The 12,908-nt window shown below is 34.1% G+C and carries 15 protein-coding genes and 1 tRNA gene; 13 read left to right on the top strand and 3 right to left on the bottom strand.

Annotated elements, in window-relative coordinates:
* The first annotated feature begins 104 nt into the window (after positions 1 to 104).
* Together EMTOL_RS13290 and EMTOL_RS13285 are read left to right on the top strand one after the other, a co-directional pair.
* Positions 105 to 800: a hypothetical protein gene (locus tag EMTOL_RS13290; RefSeq protein WP_015029814.1), complete on the top strand. Its 696-nt coding sequence runs from the start codon at positions 105 to 107 to the stop codon at positions 798 to 800.
* 125 nt (positions 801 to 925) lie between these two features.
* Complete coding sequence (locus EMTOL_RS13285; protein ID WP_015029813.1) at positions 926 to 1,423, top strand: hypothetical protein; 498 nt, start codon at positions 926 to 928, stop codon at positions 1,421 to 1,423.
* 298 nt (positions 1,424 to 1,721) lie between these two features.
* On the opposite strand, the gene EMTOL_RS13280 is transcribed toward EMTOL_RS13285, so the two are convergent.
* A complete protein-coding gene (locus EMTOL_RS13280; RefSeq protein ID WP_015029812.1) occupies positions 1,722 to 2,087 on the bottom strand; it encodes a helix-turn-helix domain-containing protein in 366 nt (121 codons plus the stop codon).
* A gap of 126 nt (positions 2,088 to 2,213) precedes the next feature.
* Between EMTOL_RS13280 and EMTOL_RS13275 the strand changes: the two genes are divergently transcribed.
* From EMTOL_RS13275 to EMTOL_RS13250, 6 genes are all read left to right on the top strand, one after another.
* A complete protein-coding gene (locus EMTOL_RS13275; RefSeq protein ID WP_015029811.1) occupies positions 2,214 to 2,738 on the top strand; it encodes a hypothetical protein in 525 nt (174 codons plus the stop codon).
* Between the two features lie 18 nt (positions 2,739 to 2,756).
* The gene (locus tag EMTOL_RS13270; RefSeq protein WP_015029810.1) at positions 2,757 to 3,275 is read left to right on the top strand and encodes a hypothetical protein; all 519 of its coding nucleotides are present in this window, start codon (positions 2,757 to 2,759) and stop codon (positions 3,273 to 3,275) included.
* Positions 3,276 to 3,688: 413 nt separating this feature from the next.
* Positions 3,689 to 4,042 (top strand): hypothetical protein, encoded by a 354-nt coding sequence (locus EMTOL_RS13265; protein ID WP_015029809.1) that lies wholly within the window; start codon positions 3,689 to 3,691, stop codon positions 4,040 to 4,042.
* 81 nt (positions 4,043 to 4,123) lie between these two features.
* Positions 4,124 to 5,008 carry an AAA family ATPase gene (locus EMTOL_RS13260; RefSeq protein WP_015029808.1) on the top strand — a complete coding sequence of 295 codons (885 nt, stop codon included), beginning with the start codon at positions 4,124 to 4,126 and terminating at the stop codon, positions 5,006 to 5,008.
* A complete protein-coding gene (locus EMTOL_RS13255; protein WP_015029807.1) occupies positions 4,989 to 5,978 on the top strand; it encodes a DUF3871 family protein in 990 nt (329 codons plus the stop codon). The genes EMTOL_RS13260 and EMTOL_RS13255 overlap by 20 nt, the downstream gene beginning before the upstream one ends.
* A 48-nt stretch (positions 5,979 to 6,026) precedes the next feature.
* The gene (locus EMTOL_RS13250) at positions 6,027 to 6,269 is read left to right on the top strand and encodes a hypothetical protein (RefSeq protein ID WP_015029806.1); all 243 of its coding nucleotides are present in this window, start codon (positions 6,027 to 6,029) and stop codon (positions 6,267 to 6,269) included.
* A 220-nt stretch (positions 6,270 to 6,489) separates the two neighbouring features.
* Here EMTOL_RS13250 and EMTOL_RS13245 read toward each other — a convergent pair.
* Positions 6,490 to 6,563: transfer RNA gene (locus tag EMTOL_RS13245), tRNA-Ile, on the bottom strand.
* 167 nt (positions 6,564 to 6,730) lie between these two features.
* Here EMTOL_RS13245 and EMTOL_RS13240 point away from each other — a divergent pair.
* The 5 genes from EMTOL_RS13240 to EMTOL_RS13220 all read left to right on the top strand — a co-directional run bounded on the left by EMTOL_RS13240 (position 6,731) and on the right by EMTOL_RS13220 (position 12,131).
* Entirely contained in the window at positions 6,731 to 7,966 is a 1,236-nt protein-coding gene (locus EMTOL_RS13240; protein ID WP_041693562.1) for an HD domain-containing protein, read from the top strand.
* A 157-nt stretch (positions 7,967 to 8,123) separates the two neighbouring features.
* A complete protein-coding gene (gene lpxD / locus EMTOL_RS13235) occupies positions 8,124 to 9,176 on the top strand; it encodes a UDP-3-O-(3-hydroxymyristoyl)glucosamine N-acyltransferase (RefSeq protein ID WP_015029804.1) in 1,053 nt (350 codons plus the stop codon).
* Between the two features lie 61 nt (positions 9,177 to 9,237).
* Positions 9,238 to 10,629 carry a bifunctional UDP-3-O-[3-hydroxymyristoyl] N-acetylglucosamine deacetylase/3-hydroxyacyl-ACP dehydratase gene (locus tag EMTOL_RS13230; protein WP_015029803.1) on the top strand — a complete coding sequence of 464 codons (1,392 nt, stop codon included), beginning with the start codon at positions 9,238 to 9,240 and terminating at the stop codon, positions 10,627 to 10,629.
* 59 nt (positions 10,630 to 10,688) lie between these two features.
* Positions 10,689 to 11,483 (top strand): acyl-ACP--UDP-N-acetylglucosamine O-acyltransferase, encoded by a 795-nt coding sequence (lpxA, locus tag EMTOL_RS13225; protein ID WP_015029802.1) that lies wholly within the window; start codon positions 10,689 to 10,691, stop codon positions 11,481 to 11,483.
* Positions 11,484 to 11,513: 30 nt separating this feature from the next.
* The gene (locus EMTOL_RS13220; protein ID WP_015029801.1) at positions 11,514 to 12,131 is read left to right on the top strand and encodes an ABC transporter ATP-binding protein; all 618 of its coding nucleotides are present in this window, start codon (positions 11,514 to 11,516) and stop codon (positions 12,129 to 12,131) included.
* A 2-nt stretch (positions 12,132 to 12,133) separates the two neighbouring features.
* Here the strand turns inward: EMTOL_RS13220 and EMTOL_RS13215 are convergent, their stop codons facing one another.
* A complete protein-coding gene (locus tag EMTOL_RS13215; RefSeq protein ID WP_015029800.1) occupies positions 12,134 to 12,874 on the bottom strand; it encodes a class I SAM-dependent methyltransferase in 741 nt (246 codons plus the stop codon).
* Positions 12,875 to 12,908: the final 34 nt, after the last annotated feature.

The following is a 12,908-nucleotide window of genomic DNA, read 5'->3' as shown; positions in this document are numbered from 1 at the left end:
TAATTATCTGGCAAAAAACATACTATATTAAAAATAGTGCTGAAGTATTTAAAATCCGAGCAACTCTTATCTGAGTTATTTTATAATAATAGAAAATGCTAAACATGGGAAAACTTATTGAGTATTCAACAGAAGAAGAATTTAAAGAAGCTTTTAAAGACCTCAAAAAAAAATGGGAGGAGATGAAAAGCACACAAGCTGAAATCATAGGTAAAGCAGAAATTGAGCAAAAAATTAAGCATATAGCAAGGATTCTCAGGAAAAAAGAAATTAGTGATATAGATTGGATAATTGCAGACAACCTAATAAATGAATTAAGTCTCATTACTCTTAAAAAAGGATTTGATATTGATTATATTTTATCCTTCTGCCCTGCATCAGATAAAATCAAAACTTTTAGTAAGTATGCTGATAAACTATCAGATAAAGAATACTGGTCATATTTGAATGAATGCTACACAATGCAAGATTATAGTACTGCCCCTTATGCACTAACAGTAAATTTATTCAAATCTGATAGAAAAGAAAAGGAGTTTTTAATGTCAGATTCAGAAAGGGAATTTATAAAAAGTCTTCCTGATGAAGTAACTATTTATAGAGGAATGAGCAAAGATGAATACAAAAGTAAAAAATATAGATTTAGCTGGACATTAGATAAAAGTATTGCTGAAATGTTTGCAAAAAGAAATAGCTTACTTTATAAAACAGAATTTGTTGTATGTAAATTAATCATTCCCAAAGATAAAATAGTTGCATATTTTGTAGAGAGAGAAGAAAAAGAGGTTATTTATTTGGGATAATTTTTACTGTGAAATCATACTAACTAAGATATTTAAATGTTTGTATCATTAAGGTTGAGTATATAGCAAATTCAGTAAAACAAAACTATTTTATTTAAGTGTATTTAATTAGACAAAAAAATCAAATGAATATAGACCAACTGAATAAACTTTGTATTGATTATCAAGAAATTCTCGAAAATTTAGTGGGTAATTTTCCAAGTGGCTCATGCTATATGTCTGCCTTTTGTCTAAGTGAATTTTTGAATTCAAAGGGATTCTTTTCTCGAAATGTGGCAGGCAACTTAGCTCTGATTGATAAAAATGGGAAGTATATCATCTATGGTAACCTAAAACTGAAAGGGAAAAAGGTTGGAGATTATCATGCTTGGTGTGAAACAACAATAGATAATAAAACCTATATAATTGACCCAAGTTTGAAATATAATATCGTTTTCTTGAAAAAAACAGTTGGAATAAAACTCTCTCCCAAAATTCCATCAAGTTTGATTACCACAGAAAAAGATACTTATAATTGGAAATATGTGGAGGATGAGAAGTTTATGCCGATGGCTCAATATTTTTTAAATCTAATGACTGATAATGCCCAGCAGATATTAACTTTGCTTACAGTGAATGACTGATGTTACGGCTTCAAAATCCACAAGTTCCTTCATTTCAATTTGAAGGCTTTGGCTAAGGCATATAATGTTGGAATTGTTGCATTTACTTCTTCTCCTCCTTACTGGAAATAATTCATTTTTTTAGCTAAAGTAACCTATTTCAGGCACTCTGATTTTTTACTGCTAATTGAATTTTATTTATCATTTTATATCTTCTCTTGGAGTAGGTTGAATACACTTGTTTAATAATCCAACTCCAAAGGAAGGTAATATTTTCAGCTATAACCAACCCAACCAAGATAATGCCTTTTCAAAAAAACTATTTTTCATGGAGTTTTTCAATAAATTTCTTCAAAGTAGAATTTTCTTCTTTTAGTTGAGCAATTAATTCTTCATATAGCCTTTTTTCATTGTCAGACATAGCATTATTATTAACTACATAGCCATTATTACTATTGTTGTTATTCATGATATTAAAAACCATTTTCTCATTGAAATTAACAATATCCTCCACCTTAATACCAAGCACCTCAGCAATTTTCTCTAATTTCTGATAACTAACCTCAGATTCATTTCTCTCAATCTTCCCATACCCTGAAGGTGTCATCTCTAAAGAAGCTGCCATAAACTCCTGTGTGAAGTTTCTTAACTCCCTCAACTTCTTAACTTTTGTTCCTATTTCCATTTTATGAATTGTAGTTTCCCTCAAAGTTCAAAATTAATCCTTACAGTACCAAAATCAGACTTGAATATTTATCCTGTAAAGGTACTTTTACCTCAATAAATTTCATTCACTTTATCTTAATTATTTATGTCTTTTTTATCATCATTATTTGGCAAAAACAGCACTTCTAAGCCAAGAACATCGCAAGAATATCAAGAAATGTTGATTTTAGAAATTGAAAAATTAGAATCATCTAAATTAGCAGGAGTTGAATTAATATATCTACTATCCTCTGATGAAAGTGTTCAAACTTTCAGAAAAAAAGCCAGTGTTAATTTCAAAAAAGAAGATGTTAACACTATGGTAATTGCATCAAAAGCTGATTTTGAGTATGATATTCGCCTTTCAACTAATTTCAATAAAAGAAGTATTGCATTGTTTGATTTAGCCCCCAAAACATTTGAAGAAATTCAAAAGAAGGGTGTTAATTTTTTAAAACAAGAAGGTTACAAATGCAAAGAAACAAAAGAAATTAACAATTTTTTAGGACAAGGTACTGAAATGAAATTTCATCATTCAACAGATGTTCAAAAAAGTATAACAGTCACATTTATTGTTTCCCAAAAACCATTCATTAGTATTTTTCATACAGAAATGGTATTTCATGTATAATTTTAACTATTCAAAACCATGTCATTTTTCAAAGGCTTAAAATTCCTCTACAACGATTTAACTAACAAAAAGACAAAGGAAGACTATGATAAAATGTTAATAGCCACAATTGAAAGGCTAAAATTTAACAAAACACAAGTAGTTGATTTTCTATATCTGACTCACAGCAAAGAAGATATTAATCTTGTTAGAAAAGTATCACACTTTACATTTGAAGAAGATGAAAGAGATGGCTTTCTTTTTTATGATGGGGAAGAAATGATGCTAAATATGGCACATTCATTCAAAATAAAAGGAGTAATGATTAATAATGCTTCTGAAAGATTGTATTATGATATTTCTGAACAAGCAACTAAATTTCTACAAAGTGAAGGGTATTACTTTGAAAAGAAAGATGTTTCAGATGAAGAAAGCTCTACATTTACAGGTTTTAAAATTCTGTTCCACAGCCTAAGCAATCCTCAACAAACCATCTTATTATTTTTAAAAAAAATTCGCTACCAAGATACTATCACTATAGGAATGCAATATAGTTGACAGCTTTAGGCTATGATTATTTTCTTAGGGCTATTCATAATTTAATTGTGAATAGTCCTTGTTTTTTCACAACAAATTTAGGAATACCTACATCTACACACACAACTACATTTCATCCCCCCTCTGATTCAAGGCATACAAACAGCCCCCCATATCCTTCTCCAAAGAAAAATTATACCTATAAATGATAAAGGCAGGTTACATTTCTATTGCCCCACTTATCCAAGGCAGTGGTCTTACTCCCCATAAAATGAATTGATAGATATGAGAAACAACCAATCCAAATCTTGACTTTTTCTTGGAGTTACCTCATTAATAAATTCAATAGCTATAACTATAATATAGCTTAACTTAAAAGTGTACCACTTACTGCCACTTCAAAAATCATTCTTCAATTAAAACCTTTATCAATTATGGTAACTGTAACAGCTTATCAAGAACGTACCTCAACTGAGGGAAAACCCTACATTGCCCTTGAACTTCAATCTGATGATATGGAGTTTGTTGTATCAAAAGTTACTGGCAGACACTATGTCACAGTAAGAAAGTGCTGGATTTCTTCTACCTTCAATGAAGTTTTAGCCAAGAAAATGCTTGGTAAAGAAATGCAAGGAAGTATTGTAAAAACTGCCTGTGAGCCTTATGAATTTACTATTCCAGATACAGGAGAAATCATTACAAGACATCATCGCTATGATTATTGTCCATTAGAAAATGGTACTATGGAAGAAGTGGTAAACCAAACCAATGAGCCAGCCTTTGTATAATCTTTCATTTATCTGCAACCAACCAAGGGCAGTGTCATTGAGGCACTGCTTTTTCATTTTCTAACTAACCAATTTTCAATCATGCAATTACAACAAGCAGAAAGGAAAAAAGCATTTATCAAAATGGCTTTACAATCTTGTGCGGGTGGAGGTAAAACTTACTCGGCACTTTTATTGGCACATGGTTTATGCAATGACTGGCAGAAAATCGCTGTCATTGATGCCGAAAACAATTCGGCCAGTTTGTATGCACACTTAGGAGCTTATAATGTCCTTGACCTGCAACCACCTTTTTCTCCTGAAAGATACATTCAAGCCATTCAAACTTGTATTGAAGCAGAAATGGAGGTTATCATCATAGATGGCATAAGTCAAGAATGGGATTACATCATCGAGGAGCATTCTAAACTTACAGGTAATAGTTTCACTAATTGGAGTAAGTTCACTCCAAGACATAATGCCTTTATTCAGAAAATGCTTCAAACAAAGGCTCATATCATTGCTACCATCAGAACCAAACAAGATTATGTCTTGAATGAAAAGAATGGTAAGATGGTACCTGAGAAGGTTGGTTTAAAGGGTGTTATGAGAGATTCTACTGATTATGAGTTTACTCTTGTGTTTGATTTGGATGTCAAGCACTATGCCACTGCTTCCAAAGACAGAACCAGTTTGTTCATGGATTTGCCTGCTTTTCAAATTAGTCAAGACACAGGCAAAATTTTAGCTGCATGGTGTAATCAGGGAAAAGCACAGGTGCAAGAAAGGGAAGACACCTATATTGAACCAGATGCTCTTTTGGAGCAGATTTATGCTTGCCAAGATGTAGATACCTTGAAAGATTTGTATATGTCTTTGGATGTCATTACTCAAAAGGAGTATAATGCCGATTTCAGCACCAGAAAAAACCAATTAGTTTATGTCCCACCTCAAACCTACTCTACCAATGGAACTCATCGCAGTTAATAAACAGCCAATCATTAGTCTTGAGGAAACTATCTTTGAAGGTACAATTTCCACTGCCAAACCCTTCATTGAGGCAAATACAATTCCTGTATCACTTCAAGAAATGCAACATAAGCACATCATTCCTGTATTTGTGAAAGATAATGAACCTTTGATTTCTCACATTGATTTCATTGAATCTGTTGAACAAGTTGTTCATCACCTCTACTCCAAGGAAAATATATTAATGCCCAGCATAAGAGTTTCACATCCAATCAAGGGCAGAATTCCAGAAGCAAGACACAAACCTGCCAAAGAGTTATTGGAGCATGAGCAAACACTTTACTATGAAAGAATGGCTTTTGTTATTGAAATTCCTACCATCCATGAAACCATTGATGGCAACCTACTAACACTCACTGTTGGTGGAGTCAAAGCATATAATTTGGATAACATCTATTCAAAAAAAGGTGCTGAGGAAGTTTTCAAGATTTTCATTGGTTTTCAGAATAAAGTCTGCACCAATTTGTGTGTGTGGTCTGATGGCTACACTGGAAATATCAAAGTGAGGTCCATGAAAGAACTCAGTGATAGGATTTTCCAAGCCATTTGTCAATTCAAAGCAGAAAGTTATCTCAAAGCTATGGCATCATTCACACAGTTTAGTTTGACTGAAAAGCAATTTGCTCAAATGTTGGGTAAGTGTAGATTGTATCCATTTTTAGGGAGTGAACAAAAGAAAGAATTGCCACCACTTTTATTTGGAGATACCCAAACTGGATTCATAGCAAGAGATTACTACAAAGATGATTCATTTTGTAGAAATGAAGATGGTAGTATTTCCCTTTGGAAGGTGTACAACCTATTTACGGGTGCAAACAAAAGCAGTTACATTGATACTTTCATAGATAGAGGGGTTAATGCTTTTGACTTTACAAATAACCTTGTAGGTACATTACAAACAGGCTCAGAAAGTTGGTTTTTGAATTAGTAGAACAAAATGGGGTAGTCAAGTGGCTACCCTTAAATATTTACAAACATGGCAAAAAGTTTTGAACCAAAAATAATTATTGACCCATTTTCAATTTTGGTGGTTAATCCACAAGGAGAATTAAAACGAGTATATTGCCCTTTTCTGGCAAGGTGTATGATTCCAAGGGATGATTTAATAGAAAATCAAATTTATTCTGTGGAGATGGTGAAAACTGAGCTTTCAGAAGAAATCTTTTTTATCATCAGAGGAAAGATTTATTCACACCACAGATTTGTATTAGTGTTGTAGTTACAATGAGGTTATATTGTATTTTGTTGTCCACATCTTTTGAGACTGTTTCCCTCATTCAAAAACTACTGAAAATGTATGTGGAAATTTTAGTTTTTTTACACTCAAAACCAATAAGACAACTGAGATGTTGTGCATTTTGTTGTGCAACAAAAAAAATAGAGAATTCCAATAATTGAAATTCTCTACATAAAACACTGATTATCAGTACTTTAGAAAGTGGGCCCACCTGGGATCGAACCAGGCACCTACTGATTATGAGTCAGTTGCTCTAACCGAATGAGCTATAGGCCCTAAAACCGTTTTTTGGTTTTGTGGTGCAAAAATAGACATTTCTTTTTTCACTCCAAAATTTTATCTTCATTTTTCGCCACTTCACAACTAAAATTGTCTTCTTTGCGTTGTTTTTGGAAAGTAGCAAGAAATAAAGTAATAACTTTGTTTAACTGCTAAAGCCATGTATGAACATGACCAACAAACGTAAAATATTTAATGACCCCGTCTATGGTTTCGTAAGTGTGCCTTCCGATTTAATTTTTGATTTAATCGAGCATCCTTTTTTTCAGCGTTTACGTCGTATTAAACAATTAGGGATGGCTGAGTTTGTCTATCCGGGTGCTTTACATACACGTTTTCACCATGCGTTGGGTGCGATGCACTTGATGGGTGAAGCATTGCAAGTTTTGCAAGCCAAAGGACATTTTTTATTAGATGTTGAAATTGAAGCCGCTCAAATTGCTATTCTTTTGCATGATATTGGTCATGGGCCTTTTTCTCATGTACTTGAATACACTATCTTGAATGATGTTCATCACGAACATATTTCAGCCTTATTGATGGAAAAATTGAATGAGCAATTTCATGGGCAACTCGATTTAGCCATCGAAATGTTTAATGGAACCTATCACCGAGAGTTTTTTCATCAGCTTATCTCAAGTCAGCTTGACATGGATAGGATGGATTACCTCAATCGAGATTGTTTCTTTACGGGGGTTGCCGAAGGGACAATTGGTGTTGACAGAATCATTAAAATGCTCAATGTGGTCGATAATCAATTGGTAGTTGAAGAAAAAGGCTTATTAAGTGTAGAAAACTTTTTAAACGCAAGAAGGTTAATGTATTGGCAGGTATATCTTCATAAGACTTCAATTTGTACAGAAGCCATGTTGATACAAATTATTCGCCGTGCTAGAGAATTAATAAAAATAGGAAACGATTTATTTGTTACCCCCTCCTTTGAAATATTTTTAAAAGAAGAAATTTCTCTGGAATCATTCCAAGAGGAAGAAAAATATTTAAAAGCATTTACCGAAATTGATGACTATGATATTTGGGCTTGCATAAAAACTTGGCAACACAGTAAAGACCCAATTTTATCAACGATTTGCAAAGATTTATTAAACCGAAATTTGTACAAAGTCAAGATTTCAAATTTTCCAATAGAAGATTCTTTCATTCAAAATATCAAACAAACATTAGTCGAAAAGGGAATTCCAGAAGCGGATTTGAGTTATTTCATCACACAAGGTGATGTAAGTAATAAAGGTTATGTTTCGGGAGATGAAACAATCAATATCTTAACAAAATATAAAAATGTTGTCGATATTGCTGATGCATCCGACTTACCAACAATCAAGGCATTGAGCAACATCGTGAAAAAATACTATGTATGTTGGGGCAAAAACGTATCTTTGTAGTGACTTTGCGAATAAAAGATATACTTTTTGTATTATTTGAAGATTATTTTAAATAAAACCACTTATCTTCTTCATTCATAAGTATGAAGATAGAATAAAAGGTTAAATTACTAACGCAAAAACTTTCGCAAGCTAAAACTTGCATAACACCAAATTTATGAAATTTACGGTTAAGCAAATAGCACTCTTGCTAAATGGTGAAGTAAAGGGAGATGAATCGCTCACGGTTAGCCAGTTAGCAAAAATTGAAGAAGGAAAAGCAGGAGATATTTCTTTTCTTTCTAATGAAAAATACGAGCCATATCTTTATACTACCCAAGCCTCTGCCGTAATTGTTGGTCGCACATTCGAACCACGAAAATCATATACTACAACATTAATCGTCGTTGAAAATCCATATATAGCATTTACTCAATTATTAGAAGAATACCAAAAATTGCTTGAAGCTTCAAAAGTAGGTGTAGAACAACCCTCATTTGTAGGCGAAGGCACAATGATTGGTGAAAGAATTTATCAAGGTGCATTTTCGTACATTGGTAAAAACTGCAAAATTGGAAAAAACGTTAAAATTTACCCGCAAGCATATATCGGAGATAATGTGATAATTGGTGATAACACTATTTTATATGCAGGAGTAAAAATTTATGCCAATTGTATCATTGGCAATGATTGTGTAATTCATTCGGGTGTTATTGTAGGAAGCGATGGCTTTGGATTTGCACCACAAGCTGACGGAACTTATAAAACTATCCCTCAACTCGGTAATGTTATTCTCGAAGATAATGTAAGTATTGGTTCTAATTCAACGATTGATTGTGCCACTATGGGTTCTACAATCATTAGAAAAGGAGCAAAAATTGATAATTTGGTTCAAATTGCTCACAATGTTGAAGTCGGAGAAAATACAGTAATTGCTGCACAAACTGGAGTAGCAGGTTCAACCAAGATTGGTAAAAATTGCGTAATTGGTGGACAAGTAGGTATAAACGGACATATCACCATTGCCGATGGCACAAAAGCAGGAGGAAAAGCAGGCATCACAAAAACAGTGAAAAAACCTGGTACTTCTTTAAATGGTAATCCGGCTTTTGAAATCAATGATTATTTGCGTTCGATGGCAGTTCTAAGAAAACTTCCAGCTCTTGAAAAGCAAGTAAAAGCCTTGGAAGAGCAATTTCTTGAACTTCAACAACAAGGCGTTTTGGTTTAATCAATTCCTCTATTCAATATAAAAATTACATTTGCCTAAAGAAAAATAAGTACGATTTACAATGAATGTTAAACAACAAACCCTCAAAAAAATAGTATCTATCACAGGTGTAGGTCTTCATACTGGCGAAAAAGTAACAATGCTTTTAAATCCAGCAGCTATCAATCATGGATATAAATTTCAACGTATTGATTTGCCCAATAAGCCAATTATCGAAGCCGATGTAGATTATGTAGTGGATACGTCGAGAGGTACTGTTTTAGAAAAAGAGGGTGTAAGAATACATACCACCGAACATATCTTAGCAGCTTTAGTTGGTTTACAAGTTGATAATGTTTTAATTCAACTCGATGGCCCTGAGATTCCGATTATTGATGGTAGTGCAATTAAATTTGTAGACTTAATTGAAGAAGCAGGAGTTGAAGAACAAGGTGCTCTTCGTAATTACTATGAAATCGAAGAAGCTATCCATTTCCGTAATGATGACCAAAGCATTGAGTTGGCAGCCTTACCTTTAAATGATTATAGATTAACTGTAATGGTTGACTACAATTCAAATGTATTACATAGCCAACATGCCCAACTACACGATATAAATTTATTTAAGCAGGAAATCGCTCCGTGTCGTACATTCGTTTTTTTACACGAATTAGAAGCTTTGTTTAAAGCAGGGCTAATCAAAGGTGGTAATATTGATAATGCCGTAGTAATTGTTGATCGCGAAATTTCTGAAGAAGAAGTTGAAAATCTAGCCTCTTTACTCGGTAAAGAAAAAATTAAAGTTGGCACAACGGGTATCCTGAATGATATGCCACTTAGATTTTCGAACGAACCAGCTCGTCATAAGCTACTCGATGTAATGGGAGATTTAGCCCTAGTTGGTCGCCCGCTGAAAGCTCATATTTTGGCAGCTCGTCCGGGTCATACACCAAATGTTGCTTTAGCCAAGAAAATCAAAAAACATATTAGCGATTCAGCTAAAAGTACACCACAATACGACCCAAATACACCTCCTGTATTTAATATCAATGACATTGCCAAACTCTTACCCCACCGTTATCCATTTGCACTCGTAGATAAAATTGTATATCTCGATGGTCAAACAGTTGTGGGGGTAAAGAATGTCACTATGAACGAACCTCAATTTACGGGTCACTTTCCTGAAAACCCAGTACTGCCAGGTGTCATTCAAGTAGAAGCCATAGCTCAAACTGGTGGAGTTTTAGTATTAACCACTACTGGCGACCCAGAAAGTTATTGGCCATATTTGGTAGGTATCGATAATTGTCGATTCTATCACAACGTTTTACCTGGTGATACGTTAATTATTAGATGCTCACTTCTTGCTCCTATCAGACTTGGCGTAGCTAAAATGCACGGTGAAGCATGGGTTGGTAAGAAACTCGTGTGCGATGTTAATATGACTGCTCGCTTGGTAAAAAAAGCAAAATAATAATCTAATAGATTTAGGTAAACCTTGAGTTTTGCCTGTTTAAGAAACAAACCTAAAAAATGAATCAACCGTTGGCGTATATACACCCCGATGCAAAGGTTGCACAAAATGTAGTAATCGAGCCATTTGCCGTAATCCATAAGGATGTAGAAATTGGCGAAGGAACCTGGATAGGTTCACACGCGATTATCATGGAAGGTGCCAGAATTGGCAAAAATTGTAAAATTTTTCCTGGAGCTGTAGTTTCAGCTGTTCCTCAGGATTTGAAGTATAAAGGCGAAAATACTGTCACAATCATTGGCGATAATACTACGATTCGCGAATGTGTAACAGTGAACCGAGGTACTGTAGATAAAATGCGTACGGAAGTAGGCTCAAACTGCCTCATCATGGCTTACGCTCACATTGCACACGACTGTATCATTGGAGATAATGTAATCTTAGCTAACTGCGTACAATTAGCTGGACACATCACTGTTGGCGACTATGCCAATATCGGAGGTATGACTGCCGTACAACAATTTGTTAAGATTGGAAAACACACTTATATTGGCGGTTGCTCACAAATCCGTAAGGATGTACCGCCGTTTATAAAAGCTGCTCGTGAACCTCTATCTTATGCAGGTATCAATTCAGTTGGACTTCGTAGAAGAGGCTGTTCTGATGAAAAAATTGCCGAAATTCAGGCAATTTATCGCTATATCTATCTTCGTGGCTTAAATAATACCGATGCGATTACACAAGTAGAGTTAGAGTTTCCAGCAACACCAGAACGTGATGAAATCTTAAACTTTATTTCAAATTCTGAGCGTGGTATTATTAAAAGTCCTGTAAAGAAAGGGGCTGAAGAATAATTCTCTTCCCAACGAGATATTTGTAAATATATGACAATTGAGTTAGAGAATTTAGGTAAGAAATTTCGTAAAGAATGGATTTTCCGAAACGTTAATTTAAGGTTTGATACAGGTAAAAGTTATACCTTTGTCGGGCCTAACGGTAGTGGAAAATCCACTCTTTTACAAGTACTTATTGGTGTAATGCCACATTCTGAAGGGAAAGTTTCATATACACTCAATGGCGTGGAAGTTTCTCTTGATGATATCTACAAAAAAATTGTTATTGCAGCACCTTATCTCGAATTAGTTGAAGAATTTACTTTGCTTGAATCAATTGAATTTCATCAGAAATTCAAGCCTTTTAAAGACAATATTACTTCCCATCAACTACTTGATTATCTGCAACTTACGCCCCATAAAGACAAGGCAATCAAGAATTTTTCATCGGGTATGAAGCAACGCCTCAAACTGGGTTTAGCTTTTTACTCGGAAGCTCCCATCATTCTACTTGATGAACCCACCTCAAACCTTGATGCTCAAGGAAGTGCTTGGTATTTAGAACAAATTGAAAAACATACTGAAAATCGGTTGTTAATTATCTGCTCAAATCAACCCAACGAATATACTTTCTGCAATAATATTGTTGATATTAGAGATTATAAATAAGCCTATTTTTGTATTCTCCCTACTTTTGTAAACAAAGGAAAATATACATGCTGGCGGTCTTTCCAATGCTCTTTCAATTTTTCAATGACACCTTCTACTGGATTTTTGCCGTTTTTCTTGATATAATGCTGAATTGAAGACCATGAGTTAAAGTATCCTTCTGCCATTTCGAGCGTCCATAAATATTCATTACTAAAACTTGGACACTCAATTATTTCAAAAGGAAATGGAATAGATGCATAGTGATTATCAATGTGTTTTCTTTCGGCATCCCAATAAGGGCCAGTGATATTCCAGTAAAAATCCTGCAAAATCTCATCTATTATTCCCTCAAAACGAGGCATCGAATAACCAATGATAAAAATTACAGCATCTTGCTTAGCAACTCTTTTTGCTTCGGTATAAAATCTTTCAAAATCAAACCAGTGTATTGCCTGTGCTACCGTTATTAAATCAAAAGTATCATTGGCGAAAGGAGTTTCTTCTGCTCTGGCAATGGAATAGGTAATATTTGAAGCTTGAAAAGCATTATCAAGCTGTTTTTGACTAATATCAGTTGCACAAACGCTATCAAAAATTTTAGCTAATTCCTTGGCCATCTGACCGTTTCCTGTGGCACAATCCCAAACAATTTCTTTGTTGGTGACAATTTTAGCTAAATAGTCAAAAAGTTCTTGCGGATAATTTGGGCGAAACTGAGCGTAAATACTTGCCTGATTTGAAAAATTATCTTTTACTGCCATTTTTTAATAAAAGTAAAGTGTTTAACGGAATACT

Origin of the sequence: Emticicia oligotrophica DSM 17448, from assembly GCF_000263195.1 — a bacterium.
GTDB lineage: Bacteria > Bacteroidota > Bacteroidia > Cytophagales > Spirosomataceae > Emticicia > Emticicia oligotrophica.
The sequence above is the reverse complement of the archived record's forward strand: the minus strand, read 5'-3'. Positions and strand labels throughout refer to the sequence as shown.

Coding starts and splice junctions, on each gene's coding strand:
- EMTOL_RS13255 (WP_015029807.1), top strand. CDS start 4,989: ATGGAACTCATCGCAGTTAATAAACAGCCAATCATTAGTCTTGAGGAA.
- EMTOL_RS13265 (WP_015029809.1), top strand. CDS start 3,689: ATGGTAACTGTAACAGCTTATCAAGAACGTACCTCAACTGAGGGAAAA.
- EMTOL_RS13290 (WP_015029814.1), top strand. CDS start 105: ATGGGAAAACTTATTGAGTATTCAACAGAAGAAGAATTTAAAGAAGCT.
- EMTOL_RS13215 (WP_015029800.1), bottom strand. CDS start 12,874: ATGGCAGTAAAAGATAATTTTTCAAATCAGGCAAGTATTTACGCTCAG.
- EMTOL_RS13285 (WP_015029813.1), top strand. CDS start 926: ATGAATATAGACCAACTGAATAAACTTTGTATTGATTATCAAGAAATT.
- EMTOL_RS13270 (WP_015029810.1), top strand. CDS start 2,757: ATGTCATTTTTCAAAGGCTTAAAATTCCTCTACAACGATTTAACTAAC.
- EMTOL_RS13275 (WP_015029811.1), top strand. CDS start 2,214: ATGTCTTTTTTATCATCATTATTTGGCAAAAACAGCACTTCTAAGCCA.
- EMTOL_RS13250 (WP_015029806.1), top strand. CDS start 6,027: ATGGCAAAAAGTTTTGAACCAAAAATAATTATTGACCCATTTTCAATT.
- EMTOL_RS13280 (WP_015029812.1), bottom strand. CDS start 2,087: ATGGAAATAGGAACAAAAGTTAAGAAGTTGAGGGAGTTAAGAAACTTC.
- EMTOL_RS13260 (WP_015029808.1), top strand. CDS start 4,124: ATGCAATTACAACAAGCAGAAAGGAAAAAAGCATTTATCAAAATGGCT.
- lpxA (WP_015029802.1), top strand. CDS start 10,689: ATGAATCAACCGTTGGCGTATATACACCCCGATGCAAAGGTTGCACAA.
- lpxD (WP_015029804.1), top strand. CDS start 8,124: ATGAAATTTACGGTTAAGCAAATAGCACTCTTGCTAAATGGTGAAGTA.
- EMTOL_RS13220 (WP_015029801.1), top strand. CDS start 11,514: ATGACAATTGAGTTAGAGAATTTAGGTAAGAAATTTCGTAAAGAATGG.
- EMTOL_RS13240 (WP_041693562.1), top strand. CDS start 6,731: ATGAACATGACCAACAAACGTAAAATATTTAATGACCCCGTCTATGGT.
- EMTOL_RS13230 (WP_015029803.1), top strand. CDS start 9,238: ATGAATGTTAAACAACAAACCCTCAAAAAAATAGTATCTATCACAGGT.